Annotated in this window: 17 protein-coding genes; 6 read left to right on the top strand and 11 right to left on the bottom strand. The window is 70.9% G+C overall.

Going from position 1 to position 16,555, the window contains the following annotated elements; genetic code table 11:
- Positions 1 to 160: 160 nt before the first annotated feature.
- Positions 161 to 475, bottom strand: a complete 315-nt coding sequence (locus LN042_RS05720) for a DUF8827 family protein (RefSeq protein WP_230049473.1) — start codon at positions 473 to 475, stop codon at positions 161 to 163.
- Between the two features lie 421 nt (positions 476 to 896).
- Here LN042_RS05720 and LN042_RS05715 point away from each other — a divergent pair, with 421 nt between their 5' ends.
- Together LN042_RS05715 and LN042_RS05710 are read left to right on the top strand one after the other, a co-directional pair.
- Positions 897 to 1,973, top strand: coding sequence for an NlpC/P60 family protein (locus LN042_RS05715; RefSeq protein ID WP_230049070.1), 1,077 nt, complete (start codon positions 897 to 899; stop codon positions 1,971 to 1,973).
- Between the two features lie 79 nt (positions 1,974 to 2,052).
- Positions 2,053 to 2,766 (top strand): phosphatase PAP2 family protein, encoded by a 714-nt coding sequence (locus LN042_RS05710; RefSeq protein WP_230049068.1) that lies wholly within the window; start codon positions 2,053 to 2,055, stop codon positions 2,764 to 2,766.
- A 122-nt stretch (positions 2,767 to 2,888) separates the two neighbouring features.
- On the opposite strand, the gene LN042_RS05705 is transcribed toward LN042_RS05710, so the two are convergent.
- Positions 2,889 to 3,080, bottom strand: coding sequence for a hypothetical protein (locus LN042_RS05705; protein WP_249800742.1), 192 nt, complete (start codon positions 3,078 to 3,080; stop codon positions 2,889 to 2,891).
- Between the two features lie 201 nt (positions 3,081 to 3,281).
- Here LN042_RS05705 and LN042_RS05700 point away from each other — a divergent pair, with 201 nt between their 5' ends.
- On the top strand, positions 3,282 to 4,160 hold the full coding sequence (locus LN042_RS05700; RefSeq protein WP_230049066.1) for an SCO4651 family lipoprotein: 879 nt from the start codon (positions 3,282 to 3,284) through the stop codon (positions 4,158 to 4,160).
- Between the two features lie 316 nt (positions 4,161 to 4,476).
- A complete protein-coding gene (locus tag LN042_RS05695; RefSeq protein WP_230049064.1) occupies positions 4,477 to 4,710 on the top strand; it encodes a hypothetical protein in 234 nt (77 codons plus the stop codon).
- On the opposite strand, the gene LN042_RS05690 is transcribed toward LN042_RS05695, so the two are convergent.
- Positions 4,688 to 5,002, bottom strand: a complete 315-nt coding sequence (locus tag LN042_RS05690; RefSeq protein WP_230049063.1) for a metal-sensitive transcriptional regulator — start codon at positions 5,000 to 5,002, stop codon at positions 4,688 to 4,690. The two genes, LN042_RS05695 and LN042_RS05690, sit on opposite strands and share 23 nt — an antisense overlap.
- Positions 5,003 to 5,239: 237 nt before the next feature.
- Between LN042_RS05690 and LN042_RS05685 the strand changes: the two genes are divergently transcribed.
- The gene (locus LN042_RS05685) at positions 5,240 to 5,860 is read left to right on the top strand and encodes a DUF47 domain-containing protein (RefSeq protein WP_230049061.1); all 621 of its coding nucleotides are present in this window, start codon (positions 5,240 to 5,242) and stop codon (positions 5,858 to 5,860) included.
- A gap of 5 nt (positions 5,861 to 5,865) precedes the next feature.
- Positions 5,866 to 6,861 (top strand): inorganic phosphate transporter, encoded by a 996-nt coding sequence (locus LN042_RS05680; protein WP_230049059.1) that lies wholly within the window; start codon positions 5,866 to 5,868, stop codon positions 6,859 to 6,861.
- A gap of 139 nt (positions 6,862 to 7,000) precedes the next feature.
- Here LN042_RS05680 and pstB read toward each other — a convergent pair whose 3' ends face one another.
- From pstB to mshD, 8 genes are all read right to left on the bottom strand, one after another.
- Entirely contained in the window at positions 7,001 to 7,777 is a 777-nt protein-coding gene (gene pstB, locus LN042_RS05675; RefSeq protein WP_230049057.1) for a phosphate ABC transporter ATP-binding protein PstB, read from the bottom strand.
- A 41-nt stretch (positions 7,778 to 7,818) separates the two neighbouring features.
- A complete protein-coding gene (gene pstA / locus LN042_RS05670) occupies positions 7,819 to 8,898 on the bottom strand; it encodes a phosphate ABC transporter permease PstA (protein WP_230049056.1) in 1,080 nt (359 codons plus the stop codon).
- On the bottom strand, positions 8,895 to 9,914 hold the full coding sequence (pstC, locus tag LN042_RS05665) for a phosphate ABC transporter permease subunit PstC (RefSeq protein WP_230049054.1): 1,020 nt from the start codon (positions 9,912 to 9,914) through the stop codon (positions 8,895 to 8,897). The genes pstA and pstC overlap by 4 nt, the downstream gene beginning before the upstream one ends.
- Before the next feature lie 148 nt (positions 9,915 to 10,062).
- A complete protein-coding gene (gene pstS / locus LN042_RS05660) occupies positions 10,063 to 11,202 on the bottom strand; it encodes a phosphate ABC transporter substrate-binding protein PstS (protein WP_230049052.1) in 1,140 nt (379 codons plus the stop codon).
- A 285-nt stretch (positions 11,203 to 11,487) separates the two neighbouring features.
- The gene (locus LN042_RS05655) at positions 11,488 to 12,042 is read right to left on the bottom strand and encodes an NUDIX hydrolase (RefSeq protein WP_372495676.1); all 555 of its coding nucleotides are present in this window, start codon (positions 12,040 to 12,042) and stop codon (positions 11,488 to 11,490) included.
- Positions 12,043 to 13,146, bottom strand: a complete 1,104-nt coding sequence (locus LN042_RS05650; protein ID WP_230049050.1) for a CHAD domain-containing protein — start codon at positions 13,144 to 13,146, stop codon at positions 12,043 to 12,045.
- Positions 13,147 to 13,205: 59 nt separating this feature from the next.
- Positions 13,206 to 15,494: an RNA degradosome polyphosphate kinase gene (locus tag LN042_RS05645; protein ID WP_230049048.1), complete on the bottom strand. Its 2,289-nt coding sequence runs from the start codon at positions 15,492 to 15,494 to the stop codon at positions 13,206 to 13,208.
- 86 nt (positions 15,495 to 15,580) lie between these two features.
- On the bottom strand, positions 15,581 to 16,498 hold the full coding sequence (gene mshD, locus LN042_RS05640; RefSeq protein WP_230049046.1) for a mycothiol synthase: 918 nt from the start codon (positions 16,496 to 16,498) through the stop codon (positions 15,581 to 15,583).
- Between the last annotated feature and the right edge of the window lie 57 nt (positions 16,499 to 16,555).

Here is a 16,555-nt window from a genome sequence, read left to right as displayed (position 1 = left end):
CCGTCGTGGTCTTCCGGCCTGCGGCGCGGAGGCATGGGGGGTCCCCCGGCCGAGGGCTGGGGGAGCGGTGTGGCGACCCGGCCGTGGTGGGCCCGGTCGGCTGTCAGGTCATCAGACGAACGCGACCATCAGGAGACCGCACTCATCAGATGAACGTTCATCAGATGGCCATGCCGTACACAATGGTGAACAGGGTGCCGAGTGATCCAATGATGAACACGCCGGTCAGGCCGGCGACGATCAGCCCCTTGCCCTGCTCGGCGCTGAAGGTGTCGCGCAGCGCGGTGGCGCCGATCCGCTGCTTGGCCGCCCCCCAGACCGCGATCGCCAGGCAGAGCAGGATCGCGACGGCCATCACCACCTCGACCATGATCCGGGCCTCCGAGCCCAGCGTGGCGAAGGGGCCCCAATCAGGGGCGATGCCACCGATAATGGTGTCGATGCCGGGCTTCTTGGGAGGGTCGGCGGCCAGCAGGCCGCTTGCATATCCATTCACGGTGCTGCCCACGCTGCTCACTGTGTCACTCACGTGCATTTCCTGTCTCACCGCCCGATCAGGCAATTCAACGGCCACGACCACCGACGCGCGAAGGGCCAGGGCCTATTCTTGGCCGGATCTGATGTCGACTTGGCTACTTCTTGAGGATTGGTCGCGGGGCACGGGACACGTTTGCCAGGATGTCCACTGGACGAAGGATAGCGCTCACTCTTTGTATCTCCGATGATTGCGCTGGGCAACGCATTGCAGCAGACTGGTGGAGGTGTCGGCCGTTCGACTTGGCGCGTGCGGGGGGCATATGCGTTCCGGTACCGCGCCGGAGGCTCCTGTCCAGGACCGAACCAATAGCTCAGCACCTCGGACACAAGCACTCTGACACTGCATCGGGATGGTGCTGATGGTACTCCGGAATGGCGGCCGAGCGGCGATCGCAGCGGGAGCTCTTGGCGGCGGCTTCCTGCTCCTGCTCGGCCTCGGCACCTATGCGGCGAGCGGTCTGCCCCAGGGCGCGGCGGGCGGCGGATCCCACGTGTCGCTCGCCACCGGCACGGTCCCGGCCGCCTACCAGTCCCTCATCCAGCAGGCCGGCAGCAGTACTTGCCCGCAGGTGACCCCGCCGCTGCTGGCCGCCCAGCTCTACCAGGAGAGCGGGTTCAACCCCACCGCCGTCAGCAACGTCGGCGCGCAGGGCATCAGTCAGATCATGCCGGACACCTGGAAGCAGTACGCGGACCCGGGTTGGACCAACCCGTGGGACCCGAGCCAGGCCATCCCGATGGCCGCCCGGATCGACTGCGCCTACGCCAGGGACGTCGCCTCCGTCCCCGGCGACCCGCAGGCCAACATGCTGGCCGCCTACAACGCCGGCACCGACGCGGTGCTCCGCAACCGCGGCATCCCGCCCTACTCCGAGACCCAGAACTACGTCCAGTCGATCCTCTCGCTGGCGCGCAGCTTCACCGCCGTCACCACTCCGGTCGCGATCTCCCCGCAGGCCAACGGCGCCATCTACTTCGCGCAGACCAAGCTGGGCATCCCGTACGAGTGGGGTGGCACGGGACTGGACGGCCGGTTCGACTGCTCCGGACTGACCTGGGCCGCCTTCCACTCGGTCGGCATCGAGCTGCCCCGGGTGGCCAACGACCAGTGGTACTCGGGCCAGCACCCCAGCCGCGACCAACTCCGTCCCGGGGACCTGGTGTTCTTCGCCACCGACCTGAGCGATCCGCGCAGCATCCACCACGTCGGCATCTACGTCGGCGGCGGCTACATGATCGACGCCCCGCACACCGGCGCCGAGATCCGGTACGACGCGATCGACCGCTCCGACTACATCGGCGCGACCCGGGTCACCCCGGACGGCGCCGCCGCGCTGCCCACCAGGGCCGCGGACGGCACCATCACCGGCGGCTCCGCGCTGGACGGCAAGGGCGGCTCCTCCCTCGCCTCGGCCTCCGCCAGCCCGTCGCCCTGACGGGACGCCAGTTCGACCACGCCAGGTCAAGTAGGCTGCAAGCCGACAGCGCCGGTCGACCGTGCACAGGAGGTAAGGGGTGTCCACGCTGCTGGCCGACCCGGGCGACGGCAACCCCGATCTCGAGCTGCTCTACACCGTCAACGACCTGGCGAAGAGCGCGCCGCACTGGCTGGACTCGCTGGTCTCCTGGATCGGTGAGTACGGCATCCTGCTCGGCCTGCTGGCCCTGGTCACCATCGGCTGGCTGACCGCGCGCCGCCGCCCCGACGCACCGGTGGCGGTCGCCGGGGTGCTCTGGGTGCCGCTGTCGGTGGCGCTGGCCGAGCTGGCCAACCTGCCGATCTCCGCGATCGTGGACCGGCCCAGACCCTTCGTCAGCCATCCCGACCTGCACGTGCTGGTCGCCGGCAAGGCCGGCACCCACTCCTTCGTCAGCGACCACTCGACCATGGCGATGGGCGTGGCCGTGGCGCTGTTCCTGGTCAACCGGCGGCTCGGGGCGATCGCCGGGGTGCTGGCGCTGCTGCAGGGCTTCTGCCGGGTCTACATGGGCGTGCACTATCCGACCGACGTGCTGGGCGGCTACGCGCTGGCCGCCGCCGTGGTGCTGCTGCTGGCGCCGCTCGCCAACGTGGTGCTGGTCCCGCTCTGCCACGCGGTCTCCCGGACCGCGGCCGCGCCCCTGGTGACCGCGCGACCGGCCGGGACCGGCGACGGCCGGCAGCGCCGCGGTGGCGGCTCGCCCACCGCCGAACGGCCGCCCGCCCCCGAGTCCGACCTCGCCGCCTGACCCCGGGTCCGCCCCCGCCGCCTGACCCCGGGTCCGCCCCCGCCGCCTGACGCGCTCGATCCCCACCGCCTGACCCCGGGTCCGCCCCGCTGCCCGTCCCCGCCCCGGCGCCGCCGGCGCCGTCAGCCCTGCTCCAGAGTCTCCAGGCTCTCCAGGTGCTCCGCGACGTCCCGCCGGGCCCGGTCCCTGGATCGCCGGGCCGGGGCGAACCATCCGCAGCTGCACGCCGCGCAGGCGAAGGAGCCGCGCTCGGTCACCTGCGCCAGGTGCCCGCCGGGCGCCCGGGGATCCGCTTGGGGAATTGCCGCCGACACGTCGCCCACGGTACTGCACCGTCCGCAACGGCCGCCGCGCCGAGCGGGAGGGGCGCGGACCGCCCCGCGCGCGCCCGGCGGCGCGTAACCCGTGGCGCACCGGCCTCGTTCTCGGCTGTACCGGCCCCGCCCAGCCAGGAGCGGCGGCTCGCCGGTTTCTCCGGCCCGAGGGGGTCGCTCACCATGGGGGTTGAGTTCACCATGACGACGTCGCGCCAGACCCGGGCCATCGGCTCGGCAGCCGCTGCCGCCCTGCTCGCCGCCGTGCTCACCGGCTGCGGCGGTGGCTCGGCCGGCTCCAGCGACGCGGGCGCGTCCGGCAGCCCGGTGGCCGACAAGCTCGCCGACGACCCGCTGACCGCGGTGCGCAACGCCCCGGACATCACCGGCCACACCGGCTCGGCGCAGGCCACCACCCAGCTGACCACCGTCTCGGGCTCCAAGAAGGCCTCGTTCAGCGGCGGCGGCCCCTATGACTACGTCAAGCGGATCGGCCGGCTGGAGGTGCAGGTGCCGCCCGGCGCGGCCACCCACGGCCCGGTGGTGGAGGTCTACGAGCCGGGCGTGGTCTTCCTGCAGAACAGCGGCGCCAAGGGCGTGGCCCCCGGCAAGTGGGTCAAGCTGGACGTGCGGCAGCTCGCCGACGGCAATCTGATCAGCAACGGCGCCACCGACCCGGCCACCGCCGCGGCCGCGCTGCGCGGCGCCCAGCAGGCCACCGTGGCCGGCGACGAGACCGTGGACGGGATCCCGCTGAAGCACTACAAGGGCACCCTGGACCTGGCCAAGGCCGCCGACGCGGCCGGCGGGCAGGCCGGCTTCGGGCTGCGGATGGCGGCCTCCACCTTCACCGTCAAGGACGTGCCCTTCGAGGCCTGGTTGGACGCGCAGGGCCGGCTGCACCGGGTGATCGAGAACTTCACCTTCGCCGGGGTGGCCGGTTCCAAGGACCCCAAGGACCAGGTGCAGGTCACCTCCACGGTCTCGCTGAGCGACTTCGGCACGGCGGTCTCCGTCTCCGAGCCGGCCGGCGGCGACGTGGTCGAACTGAAGGACAGCGGCACCCCCTCGCCGAAGTGACGCCCGGTCGGCCACCGAGCTGACGCACCACCGGGACCGGAGTGACGCGGCACCGAGCTGACGCACCACCGGGGACCGGAGTGACGCGCCATCGGGCCGCCGCCGGCGGGCCACCCAGTTGCGCGCCAGAGATGGCCCGTCCGTGCCATGGGGCGGCGGGCGGGCACTCCCTAGGCTGGTTGGGGGCGCCTCCCGGCCGATGGGGGCCGCCCCCGGCCTTCGGCCCGGGAGGGGGCCCCTCCCGGGCCGAAGGCCGGGGGAGCTGGGGGAGGGTTGCTGCCGCCCCGGTGAGCGGGCGCTGAAGGGGTGGTGCTGGGTGTCGTCCTCGGCGGATCGAGCGTTCGGCCAGGAATGCGCGGCCCTCGACGAGATCGAGCTGGCCGGTGAACTGATGATCGCGGCCACCGACAGCAGCGCCGAGCGGCTGCCCACTGCCCGGATCGACGAGGTGCTGCTGCGCCGCCCGGCAGCCGACGGAGCCCCGGAGGCTCCGCAGTCCCGCGAGCCTTCGGACGGCCAGGGTCCGATCAGCTCCGCAGCAGCCGGCTGATCGCCGCCATCGCCTCGGTGACCTTGTCGTTCACCGCCGTGCCGCCCTCCTCGACGGCCGCCGCGACGCAGTGGGCGAGGTGCTCCTCCAGCAGCGCCAGGGCGAAGGACTGCAGCGCCTTGGTGGTCGCCGAGACCTGGGTGAGGATGTCGATGCAGTAGACGTCCTCCTCCACCATCCGCTGCAGTCCCCGGGCCTGGCCCTCGATCCGGCGCAGCCGCTTCAGGTGGTCCGCCTTGTTCTTGCTGTAGCCGTGGGGGCCGTGTCCGCCGTCGGCCTCGGTGGTCGTCATGGCACTAGTCTCCCGCACCCGCGCAGCCCGGCCGCTGTTCCCCCGTCCGGGGGTCGGATGGCGATCGGCGGGTGCAGGACGGCAGTCATCGGGCCCGGATTCCGCCAGACTGATGCGCGTAGACCGAGGCCGCTCGGAAGAGGAGGATCCGGTTCTCAGCCGCGCACCCCGTTTGCACATCCCCGGCGCAGAACACCTAGCATCGTTGAGTCCCTCCCCCGCTCATCGGAGATTTCCGTGCGTTTTAGCCTGACCCCGAAGGAGACGAGCTTCTACGACATGTTCGCCGCCGCCGCGGAGAACCTGGTCGTCGGATCGAAGCTCCTGCTGGAACTGCTGGGCTCGGACGTGTCAGCCCGTGCGGAGATCGTCGAGCGCATGCGCGCCGCCGAACACGCGGGTGACGACACCACCCATGCGATCTTCCACCAGCTGAACTCCTCCTTCATCACCCCGTTCGACCGCGAGGACATCTACAGCCTGGCCTCCTCGCTGGACGACATCATGGACTTCATGGAGGAGGCCGTCGACCTCGTCGTGCTCTACGACATCCAGACCCTCCCCAAGGGCGTGGAGCAGCAGATCGAGGTGCTGGCCCGGGCCGCCGAGCTGACCGCCGCCGCGATGCCCAACCTGCGCAGCATGTCCAACCTCACCGAGTACTGGATCGAGGTCAACCGGCTGGAGAACCAGGCCGACCAGATCCACCGCAAGCTGCTGGCCCACCTGTTCAGCGGCCAGTACGAGGCGATCGAGGTGCTCAAGCTCAAGCAGGTGGTCGACGTCCTTGAGGAGGCCGCGGACGCGTTCGAGCACGTGGCCAACACGGTGGAGACCATCGCCGTCAAGGAGTCCTGACCAGCGTGGACATGGCAGCACTCATCGTCGTCATCGGCGTTGCCTTCTTCTTCACCTACACCAACGGCTTCCACGACTCGGCGAACGCCATCGCCACCTCGGTCTCCACCCGGGCCCTCACCCCGCGCGCCGCGCTGGCGATGGCCGCGGTGATGAACCTGGCCGGCGCCTTCCTCGGCAGCGGGGTGGCGCAGACCGTCTCCAAGGGCCTGATCGAAACCCCGCACGGCGCCGAGGGGATGACCATCCTCTTCGGCGCCCTGGTCGGGGCGATCGTCTGGAACCTGGTCACCTGGTACTTCGGCCTGCCGTCCTCCTCCTCGCACGCGCTCTTCGGCGGCCTGGTCGGCGCCGCGCTGGCCGGCGGCACCGGGGTGATCTGGAGCGGCGTGATCGACAAGATCATCATCCCGATGGTGGTCTCACCGATCGTCGGCCTGATCGCCGGCTACCTGATCATGCTGGCCATCCTGTGGCTGTTCCGCCGCACCAACCCGCACCGCGCCAAGCGCAGCTTCCGGGTCGCGCAGACCGCCTCGGCCGCCGCGATGGCGCTGGCCCACGGCCTGCAGGACGCCCAGAAGACCATGGGTGTGGTGGTGATGGCGCTGACCATCTCCGGCCACCAGAGCGGCAACGGCATCCCGGTCTGGGTCAAGATCTCCTGCGCCACGATGCTCTCGCTGGGCACCTACGCGGGCGGCTGGCGGATCATGCGCACCCTCGGCCGCAAGATCATCGAACTGGACCCGCCGCAGGCCTTCGCCGCCGAGTCCACCTCGGCAGCGATCATGTACATCACGTCGTACGTCTACAAGGCGCCGATCTCCACCACCCATGTGATCACGTCGGCGATCATGGGCGTGGGCGCCACCAAGCGGGTCCGCGCGGTCCGCTGGGGGGTGGCCAAGAACATCGTGCTCGGCTGGTTCATCACCATGCCGGCTTCCGCCCTGGTGGCCGCCGGGGTCTTCTGGCTGACCGACCTGATCGTGGGTTAGCCGGAGCCGCACGCACGGACATCCGCGCACGGACATCCGCGCACGGACAAGGGCCCGCCCTCGCGTCCCGAGGGCGGGCCCTTCCATGCCCCGCGGCGGCACCGCCATGCAGCACCCCGGGGCAGTACTGGGGTTCGGCTCAGCCGAAGCGGCCCGAGATGTAGTCCTCGGTCGCCTGCACGGACGGGTTGGAGAAGATCCGCTGGGTGTCGTCCAACTCGATCAGCTTGCCCGGCTGGCCGACCCCGGCCAGGTTGAAGAACGCCGTGCGGTCGCTGACCCGGGCCGCCTGCTGCATGTTGTGGGTCACGATCACGATGGTGAAGCGCGACTTCAGCTCACCGATCAGGTCCTCGATCGCCAGCGTGGAGATCGGGTCCAGCGCCGAGCAGGGCTCGTCCATCAGCAGCACCTCGGGCTGCACCGCGATCGCCCGGGCGATGCACAGGCGCTGCTGCTGACCACCGGAGAGGCCGGCGCCCGGCTTGTTCAGCCGGTTGTGGACCTCCTTCCAGAGGTTGGCGCCCTTCAGCGACTGCTCCACGATGCCGTCCAGCACCGACTTCTTCTTCACCCCGGCGAGCTTCAGGCCGGCGGCCACGTTGTCGTAGATCGACATGGTCGGGAACGGGTTCGGCCGCTGGAAGACCATCCCGACGGTGCGCCGCACCGCCACCGGGTCGACCCCCGGGCCGTACAGGTTCTCGTCGTCCAGCAGGACCTTGCCCTCGACCCGGGCGCCCGGGATCACCTCGTGCATCCGGTTCAGGGTCCGCAGGAAGGTCGACTTGCCGCAGCCGGAGGGGCCGATGAAGGCGGTCACCGAGCGGGGCTCGATGGTCATCGAGATGTCCTCGATGGCCTTGGTGCCACCGTAGAAGGCCGACAGTCCGCTGACGTCGATGCGCTTCGCCATGATTCTTTCTTCTCTCGTCTTCTCGTACGTCAGTCGGACGGTCAGTTGCCGGCCTTGGGCGAGCGCCAGCGGGCGATGCCGCGGGCGACCAGGTTGAGCGCCATCACGAAGGCGATCAGGACCAGTGCGGCACCCCAGGCCCGGGCGTACCCGAAGCTGTTGTTGACCTGGGAGTACTGCTGCCAGATGTAGACCGGGAGGTTCATCTGCGGGCCGTTGAACGGATCCGGGTTGATCGAGTCCGAGACGAAGACCAGCATCATCACCGGCGCCGTCTCACCCGTGATCCGGGCCACAGCCAGCATCACACCGGTGGTGATGCCGCCGATCGCGGTCGGGATGACGACCCGCAGGATGGTCTTCCACTTCGGCACGCCCAGCGCGTAGGAGGCCTCCCGCAGCTCGTTGGGCACGAGCCGCAGCATCTCCTCGGTGGAGCGGACCACCACCGGCATCATCAGGATGGCCAGCGCCAGGCTGCCCGCGAAGCCGGAGTAGGTGAACCCGAGGCCCAGGATCCAGACGGAGAGGACGAACAGACCGGCGACGATCGACGGCACGCCCGTCATGACGTCGACGAAGAAGGTGACCGTCTTGGCCAGTCGGCCACGGCCGTACTCGACCAGGTAGACGGCGGTGAGCAGACCGATCGGCGCGGCGATCGCGGTGGCGAGGCCGACCTGCTGCAGGGTGCCGAGCAGCGCGTGGTAGATGCCGCCGCCCGGACCGGACTGGAGCACCCCGCGCATCGAGTGGTTGAGGAAGTTGCCGTCCACCACGCCGGCGCCCTGCTGCACGGTGTAGACCACCAGCGAGACCAGCGGCACCACGGCCAGGATGAAGGCGACCCAGATCAGCGAGGTGGCCAGGCGGTCCTTGGCCTGCCGGACGCCCTCGACCTTGGCCGAGAGGCCGAAGCTCAGCACCACGAAGAGCAGCGCGGAGATCAGGCCCCACTGGATGTGGCTGGCCAGGCCGGCGCCGGCACCGATCACGCAGCCGACGGCGATGGACAGCACGGCCACGCCGGCCGGGGCCCAGCGGGGCAGCTTGGCGGCGGTGAGCCGACCGCTGAGCTGCGGGGCCGGAGTGCGGTCCGAAACGGTGGTCGTGGTGCTCATGCGTTGGCCCCCGAGTACTCCTTGCGGCGGGCGATGATCAGCCGGGCCCCGCCGTTCACCAGCAGGGTGATCACGAACAGCACCAGGCCGGAGGCCATCAGCGCGTTCATGCCGGGCTTGCCGGCCTCACCGAACTTCAGCGCGATGTTCTGCGCGAAGGTGCCGCCGCCCGCGTCCAGCAGGTGCAGCGAGAGCTTGCTGTTGGCGGAGAGCACGGTGGCCACCGCGATGGTCTCGCCGAGCGCGCGGCCCAGGCCCAGCATGGAGGCCGAGATGATGCCCGGGCGGCCGAACGGCAGCACGGCGGTGCGGACCATCTCCCAGCGGGTGGCACCGAGCGCCAGCGCCGCCTCCTCGTGCATCCGCGGCACCTGGCGGAACACCTCGCGGCTGACCGCGGTGATGATCGGCAGGACCATGATGGCCAGCAGGATGCCGACGGTGAACAGGTTGCGGGCCGGTGCCCCGTGCTGGCTGACCTTGAAGACGTAGGTCCAGCCGAGGTAGTGGTCAAGCCAGTCGTTCAGGCCCGCCATGTGCGGCACCAGGTAGAGCGCGCCCCACAGGCCGTAGACGATGCTGGGCACGGCGGCCAGCAGGTCCACCAGGTAGGCGAACGGCTGGGCGATCCGGCGCGGCGCGTAGTGCGAGATGAACAGCGCGATGCCGATGGCGATCGGAACCGCGATCGCCATCGCGATCGCCGCGCTGACGATCGTGCCGAAGGCCAGCACGGCGATGCCGAAGCTGGGCTTGACGATGTTGTCCGGGTCCCACTCGAAGGTGGTGAGGAAGTTCGTCTTGTCCTGGCTGAGCGCCATCCCGCTGCGGTACAGCAGGAAGCCCGCGATGGCGGCCATGATCACCAGCAGCAGGACGCCGGAGCCGGACGAGGCCAGACGGAACAGGACGTCGCCCAGGCGGCCGGTGCCCCGCAGGGAGGTCGACGGCTGCCCGGGTGGTGTGGTGGACGCTGGGGTGCGGTCCCCGGGGTGATCAGGGGGTGCGGAAGTCATGAGGTTCTTACTCCGGTCTGGCGGCGCTGCTCCGGTCGGGGAGCGGCACCATGGCGGCGGTGCCCCGGACGAGTGGTGCGGTGGACGGGCCGTGCGGCGCGGGCGGCTCCTTCTCCCCAGGGGGAGCCGCCCGCGCCTGCTCGGACCGTCAGCTGAGGTTGGTGATCGCGGCCTTCACCTTGGCGCCGACGGCCGCCGGCATCGGGACGTAGCCCTTGCTGGAGATCGCCTGCTGGCCGGCGTCGCTGGCCGCGTAGGTGAGGAAGGACTTCAGGCTGTCGAGGGTGTCGGCCTTGTTGCCCTTGTCGCAGGCGACCTCGTAGGTCACCAGGACGATCGGGTAGGCGTTCTCGGCCTTGGTGCCGTAGTCCAGCTGCAGCGCCAGGTCGTTGCCGGTGCCGACCACGGTGGAGTTGCCCAGGGTGATGGCGGCGTTGGCGGCGGTCGGGTCGACCGGCTTGCTGGCACCGGTGTTGATCGAGGCGCTGGTCAGGCTGTTGGTCTGGGCGTAGGAGAGCTCGACGTAGCCGATCGAACCCTTGGTGGCCTTGACCTGCGAGGAGACGCCGGCGCTGCCCGCGGCCGACTGGCCGCCCTTGCCCGCCCAGGTCTTGCTCGCCGGGGCGGTCCAGGCGCCGTTCGAGGCCTTGGCGAAGTACGAGGTCAGGTTGAAGGTGGTGCCGGAGTCGTCCGAGCGGTGGAACGTGGTGATGTCGGTGGCCGGCAGGGTGACGCCCGGGTTCAGGGCGGCGATCGCCGGGTCGTTCCACTTGGTGATCTCCGAGTTGAAGATCTTCGCGGTGGTCGGACCGTCCAGGGTGAGGTGGCTGACGCCGTCCACGTTGTAGACGATCGAGACCAGGCCGGCGACCATCGGCAGGTCGATCGCCTGACCGCCGTTCTGGCAGACCTGCTTGGAGGCGTCGATGTCGGTCGACTTGAGCGCGAAGTCCGTGCCTGCGAAGGCGACCTTGCCCTGGTTGAACTGCGCGACACCCGCGCCGGAGCCGACACCGTTGTAGTTCAGCGTGGTGCCGGAGCAGGCGGTGCCGTAGGCGTTCTTCCACACGTCGATGGCGTTGGCCTGGGCGGTCGAACCCGCGGCCAGCAGGTTGGCCTGCTTGCTCGCGCACGCGATCGCGGCCGCGGAGCTGGCGCCACCGCTGGCGGCGGCGGTGCCGGTGGAGTTGTTGTTGTCCGAGCCGCAGGCCGCGAGCGACAGCGAGCTGACGAGCGCCACGGCACCGATCGCGAGGGCCTTGGTGCGGCCGTTCCGCTGGAGCTTCACAGGGTGTCCCTTTCTTTGGCACAGTCCGCGGGCCCGACCCCTGGTCGGGCGCCCGGCGCGGACCTTGCTGTGGTCCGGGGCCTCTTCGGCCCTCCGGTAGGACCGAAGCTAGGCCGGGCAGGTGACGCATCAGCCGGTCGTAAGTGAATGGAGGGTGAACCTCGAACGGATGCCAGGAAACATGGTCCAGTAGTAACGGTTGCATCACGGCAAGGATTCAACCAAGACACGGCATCAGATGACGCTCACCCATCGGATGGGCTAACACCACGGATCCGCCGACCTTCAGTCAGGTCGGCGCGCCAGCAGCTCCAGCAGGGCGTCGATCAGCAGCCGGTCCCGGTCGTGGGTGAGCTTGGCCCGGGCCTTGTCCGGCTTCAGCCACTTCATCCGGTCCACCTCGCGGTTCGGCCGGAACTCCCCGGAGACCGGCACGGCCGCCCAGTAGCGGACCTCCTTGGGGCGACCGTTCGCCAGGTAGTGCTGCGCGGGCAGCGGCGCCACCAGCCGGCAGACCAGTCCGGTCTCCTCCGCCACCTCGCGGACCGCCGCCTCCCAGGGCGACTCACCGCGGTGCAGCTTGCCCTTCGGCAAGCTCCAGTCGTCGTACTTGGGCCGGTGGATCAGCGCGATCCGGGGACGGCGCAGCGAGCCGTCGGCCCGCGCCGCGCCCGGTGTCCAGAGCACCGCACCCGCTGCCAGGATCGTCCGCGGCGTGCCCCCCGGGCCTATGCCCCCGGCCGGCCGGGCCGCCTGCGGCCCTTCACCGTGCCACGGCGTCGGCCGCCTCGCCTCGCGCAGCTGCCGGCGGGCCAACTGCTCGGACCGCTGCTCGCCCATTCATCCCATCCGCTGTCCTGGGGGCCCGTCCCAGCCGTCCGGGCTGAGCGGGAGCTCCGGCCACCGGCTGCCGAACGCGAACCGCGCCGCCTCGACCTCCAGCCGCTGATCAGCATGCACCACCCCGAGCACATAGGCCGTGGCGGGGGTGATCCGCGGCGTGCGCGCGGCCGTCGCCGCCGTCACCGCCGCGTCCGCCGCGTCCTGGTGGCGGTCCAGCACCCGGTCCACCTCCATCAGTTGGTCCCCCGGCCGACCGCACACCTCCAGCGCGTACCTGGCCCGCTTCACCAGGATCCGCACCCGGTGCCAGGGCGCGTCGTCGGCCGCCAGCGCACTGTCCGCGTCCGCCGGCCGTCCCTGCGCCGGCACCAGCGCCGGCCCGGTCGGCTCCGCACCGCCCAACCGGTGCAGCGCGTCCCCCTGGTAGGCGGTCGCCGCCCGGTGCAGCGGCAGCGCCCGCACGGCCGCGCCCAGCGCGGTGAACGCCGCCCCCGCCTGCGGCGGCAGCACCTCGCCGGCCTTCCCCCGGGCGGACTCCACCAGCGGCGCCTCGCCGACCAGCAGCGTCATCCGGTCCGCCAGGGCGTGCAGCCGCGCCGAGCGGAGTTCCTGCAGCACGGTGCTGTGCGCGCGAGTGCGGGCCAGGGTCAGCTGGCGGTCCAGCAGCGCCCGGGCCTTGGGGGCTCCCTGGTGCCCGGCCAACATGCCGGGACCGCCCGCACCGCCCGGCGCGGCCCCGCTCAGCGAGTCAACCGCCGCCAGCAGCCGTGCGGAGCGCCGCTGGTAGGCCGGTTCCTGCGCCAGCAGATTGAGCAGCCACCGCAGTTCGGCTCGCGACTCGTGCGCCCAGCCCGGTTCGAAGACGGCGCCGAAGGTGTGCAGGGCACCGCCGATCCGCCGCACCGCGCGCAGCAGTTCGAGCGTCCCCCCGCTGCCGGCCGGGGAGTTGAGCGACGGCAGCGCACCGGGTCTGGCGCCCGCCTCGCCCACCGCCTGCGGCAGCGCGCGCAGGAAGTTGCCCGCCTGTTCGGTGAGATACCGGGAGATGACCTCCCCGGCGGTCGCGGTGGCCGCCGGGGCCGTCATGGGCGCGTCAGTCATGTCGTGGGTACTCCCCGTTCCCCCGGGGCAGGCCGAACCCCCGGGGCAGTGACGGATGGTCAGAGACCGCCGGCGGCACTCCGGCGGCGCTGGCGCGAGTCGATGAGCAGCTCCTGGATGTCGCGGAGCCGGTGGCCGTCGGCATCATGGCTCCGCCTGAGCCAGGCGCCGTCGGGGCCCAGGTGCCAGGACGCGGTGTCCTCGGCCATGCCGAGGTCCAGCAGTTCGGACAGCTCCGCCCGGTGCGCCGGATCGGCCACCCGAACCAGCGCCTCGATCCGCCGATCAAGGTTGCGGTGCATCATATCCGCGCTGCCGAACCAGACTTCGGGATCGCCGGCGTTGCCGAAGACGAAGATCCGGGAGTGCTCCAGGAACCTCCCGAGCACACTGCGGACCCGGATGTTCTCGCTCAGCCCGGCCACCCCGGGCCGCAGCGCACAGATCCCGCGCACCCAGACGTCCACCGGCACACCTGCCTGCGAGGCCCGGTAGAGCTCGTCGATCACGGCCTCGTCGACGATCGAGTTGACCTTGATCTTGACGTACGCCGGCAGGCCCGCCTCCTTGTTGGCGACCTCGTTGCGGATCCGGCCGAGCAGCCCGTCCCGCAGCCCGCGCGGCGCGGTGAGCAGCCGGCGGTACGACTCCCGCCGCGAGTAGCCGGAGAGCCGGTTGAACAGGTCCGAGAGGTCGGCACCGACCTGCGGGTCGCTGGTCAGCAGCCCCAGGTCCTCGTACAGCCGGGCGGTCTTCGGGTGGTAGTTCCCGGTACCGACGTGCGCGTAGCGGCGCAGCGTCTCACCCTCCTGGCGGACCACCAGCGACAGCTTGCAGTGCGTCTTGAGCCCCACCAGCCCGTAGACCACATGGCAACCCGCCTCCTCCAACTTCCGGGCCCACTTGATGTTCGCCTGCTCGTCGAAGCGCGCCTTGATCTCGACCAGCACCAGCACCTGCTTGCCCGACTCGGCGGCGTCTATCAGCGCGTCCACGATCGGCGAGTCGCCGGAGGTGCGGTACAGCGTCTGCTTGATCGCCAGCACGTTCGGGTCGGAGGCGGCCTGCTCCAGGAAGGCCTGCACCGAGGTCGAGAAGCTGTCGTACGGGTGGTGCAGCAGCACGTCCCGCTCGCGCATGGCGGCGAAGACGTCCGGCTGCGAAGCCGACTCGACGTCGGCCAGCGCCCGCGCCGTTCCGGCCACGAACTTGCGGTACCTCAGCTCCGGCCGGTCCAGGTCGGCTATCCCGAACAGGCCGGTCAGGTCCAGCGGGCCGGGCAGCGGGAACACCTCCGCCTCGGTGATGTTCAGCTCGCGCACCAGCAGGTCGAGGATGTAGGGGTCGATCGACTCCTCCACCTCCAGCCGCACCGGCGGGCCGAACCGGCGCCGCATCAGCTCCTTCTCCAGCGCCTTGAGGATGTTCTCGGCGTCGTCCTCCTCCACCTCCAGGTCCTCGTTGCGAGTGACCCGGAAGGCGTGGTGGGCCAGCACCTCCATCCCCGGGAAGAGCTCCTCCAGGTGCGCCCCCATCACGTCCTCCAGCGGCACGTACCGCTGCGCGGACGCCTCCAGGAACCGGGAGAGCGACTGCGGCACCTTCACCCGGGCGAAGTGCTTGTGGCCGGAGACCGGGTTGCGGACCACCACGGCCAGGTTGAGGCTCAGCCCCGATATGTACGGGAACGGGTGCGCCGGGTCGACCGCCAGCGGGGTCAGCACCGGGAAGATCTGCTGCCGGAACAGGGTGTGCAGCCGGGACTGCTCATGGTCGGTGAGCTCGCCCCAACGCACCACCTCGATGCCCTCGGCGACCAGGTCGGGCAGCACGTCGTGCTGGAAGGTGGCCGCGTGGCGGGCCATCAGCTCCCGTGACCTGGTCCAGATCTGGTCCAGCACCTCGCGCGGCTGCAGCCCGGAGGCGCTGCGCTGGGCGACGCCGGTGGCGATCCGGCGCTTCAGGCCGGCCACCCGGACCATGAAGAACTCGTCGAGGTTGCTCGCGAAGATGGCCAGGAACTTGGTCCGCTCCAGCAGGGGGATCTCGGGATCCTCGGCCAGTTCCAGCACCCGCTCGTTGAACGCCAGCCAGCTGCGTTCACGGTCCAGGAACCGGCCCTGCGGCAGAGCGGCGGGCTCGACGTCGGTCGTGCTGTCCACCGGGCGACCGAGCGCGTTGGTGATGCTCATGGGTTCCAGCTCCTCCGGGGCCGTGATGTCCGAGGTGCCGTTCTGCTCCGCCCCCGAAGGACCCGACGGGTAGGGCCGGCCGCCCGGCGCGGTCGCTAGCCGACCGAGCCGAGCCGCATGACCCAAGCTGCGGGAGCGAGACACTACGGACGTCATCCTGTGATCTTCGCGGCGTCAATTGAATCCACGGTAAACACCGCATGGCCAGGAGGAAAGCTGAGGCGGTCGGGCCCCGGTCGCGTTCAGCTGCCGCGCTCGATGCGGTACATCAGGTCTACTTCGTGGACGGTGAAGCCCACTCGTTCATATACCCGCACCGCGGCCGAGTTGTCCGCGTCCACGTAGAGCAGCACGGTGCCGAGCCCGCGGTCCAGCGCCAGGTGGCGCAGGCCGACGGTGGTCAGCGCCCGGCCGAGGCCGTTGCCCTGCTCGCCCGGGTCGACACCCACCACGTAGACCTCGCCCAACTCGGGATCGGTCGCGGAGGCCGGGTGGACCTTGGTCCAGTGGAAGCCGACCACCTGCTCGCCCCGGCAGGCCAGGAAGAAGCCGTCCGGGTCGAACCAGGGCTCGGCCAGCCGGTCGGCCAGGTCCTGGGTGCTCCACGATCCCTGCTCCGGGTGGTGGGCGAAGGCCAGCGCGTTGAGTCGCAGCCAGGCCTCGTCGTCCTGCCCCGGGCGGAAGGTCCGGACGGTCACGCCCTCGGGCAGCGGGGCCTGCTCCGGCGCCGGCCCGGTGCGGCGCATCTGCCGCAGCTCGCGGACCAACTCGGCGCCGTACCGCTTGGCGAGGCGGGCCGCCGCCGGATGCCCGCCGTGCGCCCAGAAGTCGAGGCCGCGGCTCTGGCCGGCAGCCGCGAGCACCGCGTCCACCAGCTCTCGGCCCAGGCCCTGCCCGCGCAGCTCCGGGTGCACGGTGAGCTCCACGGTCGCGGTGGCGTCCTCCTCGGCGGGCTCCTCCAACTGCGCGTACCCGGCGGGCGTGCCCTGGTGGGTCTGCACCAGGTGCCGGATGCCGGGCCGCGACTGGTCGGCACGCAGTCGGAGCCGGCCCGCTTCGGAGACGGCCTGGCGCCCGTCCGTCAGGGCGGCGGCGTCCAGCACGGTCCTGATCGTCGCGAGGTCCTCGCTGGTGAGCGTTTCGGTGGTGTGGATGGCCATGTATGCGACCTTACGCCGGGTCAGCTCGGGGCACTTGGCACAGCGGAGATTCCTCGG

The organism is Kitasatospora humi, from assembly GCF_020907985.1.
Lineage (GTDB): Bacteria > Actinomycetota > Actinomycetes > Streptomycetales > Streptomycetaceae > Kitasatospora > Kitasatospora humi.
This window is presented reverse-complemented; position numbering and strand designations above follow the sequence as displayed.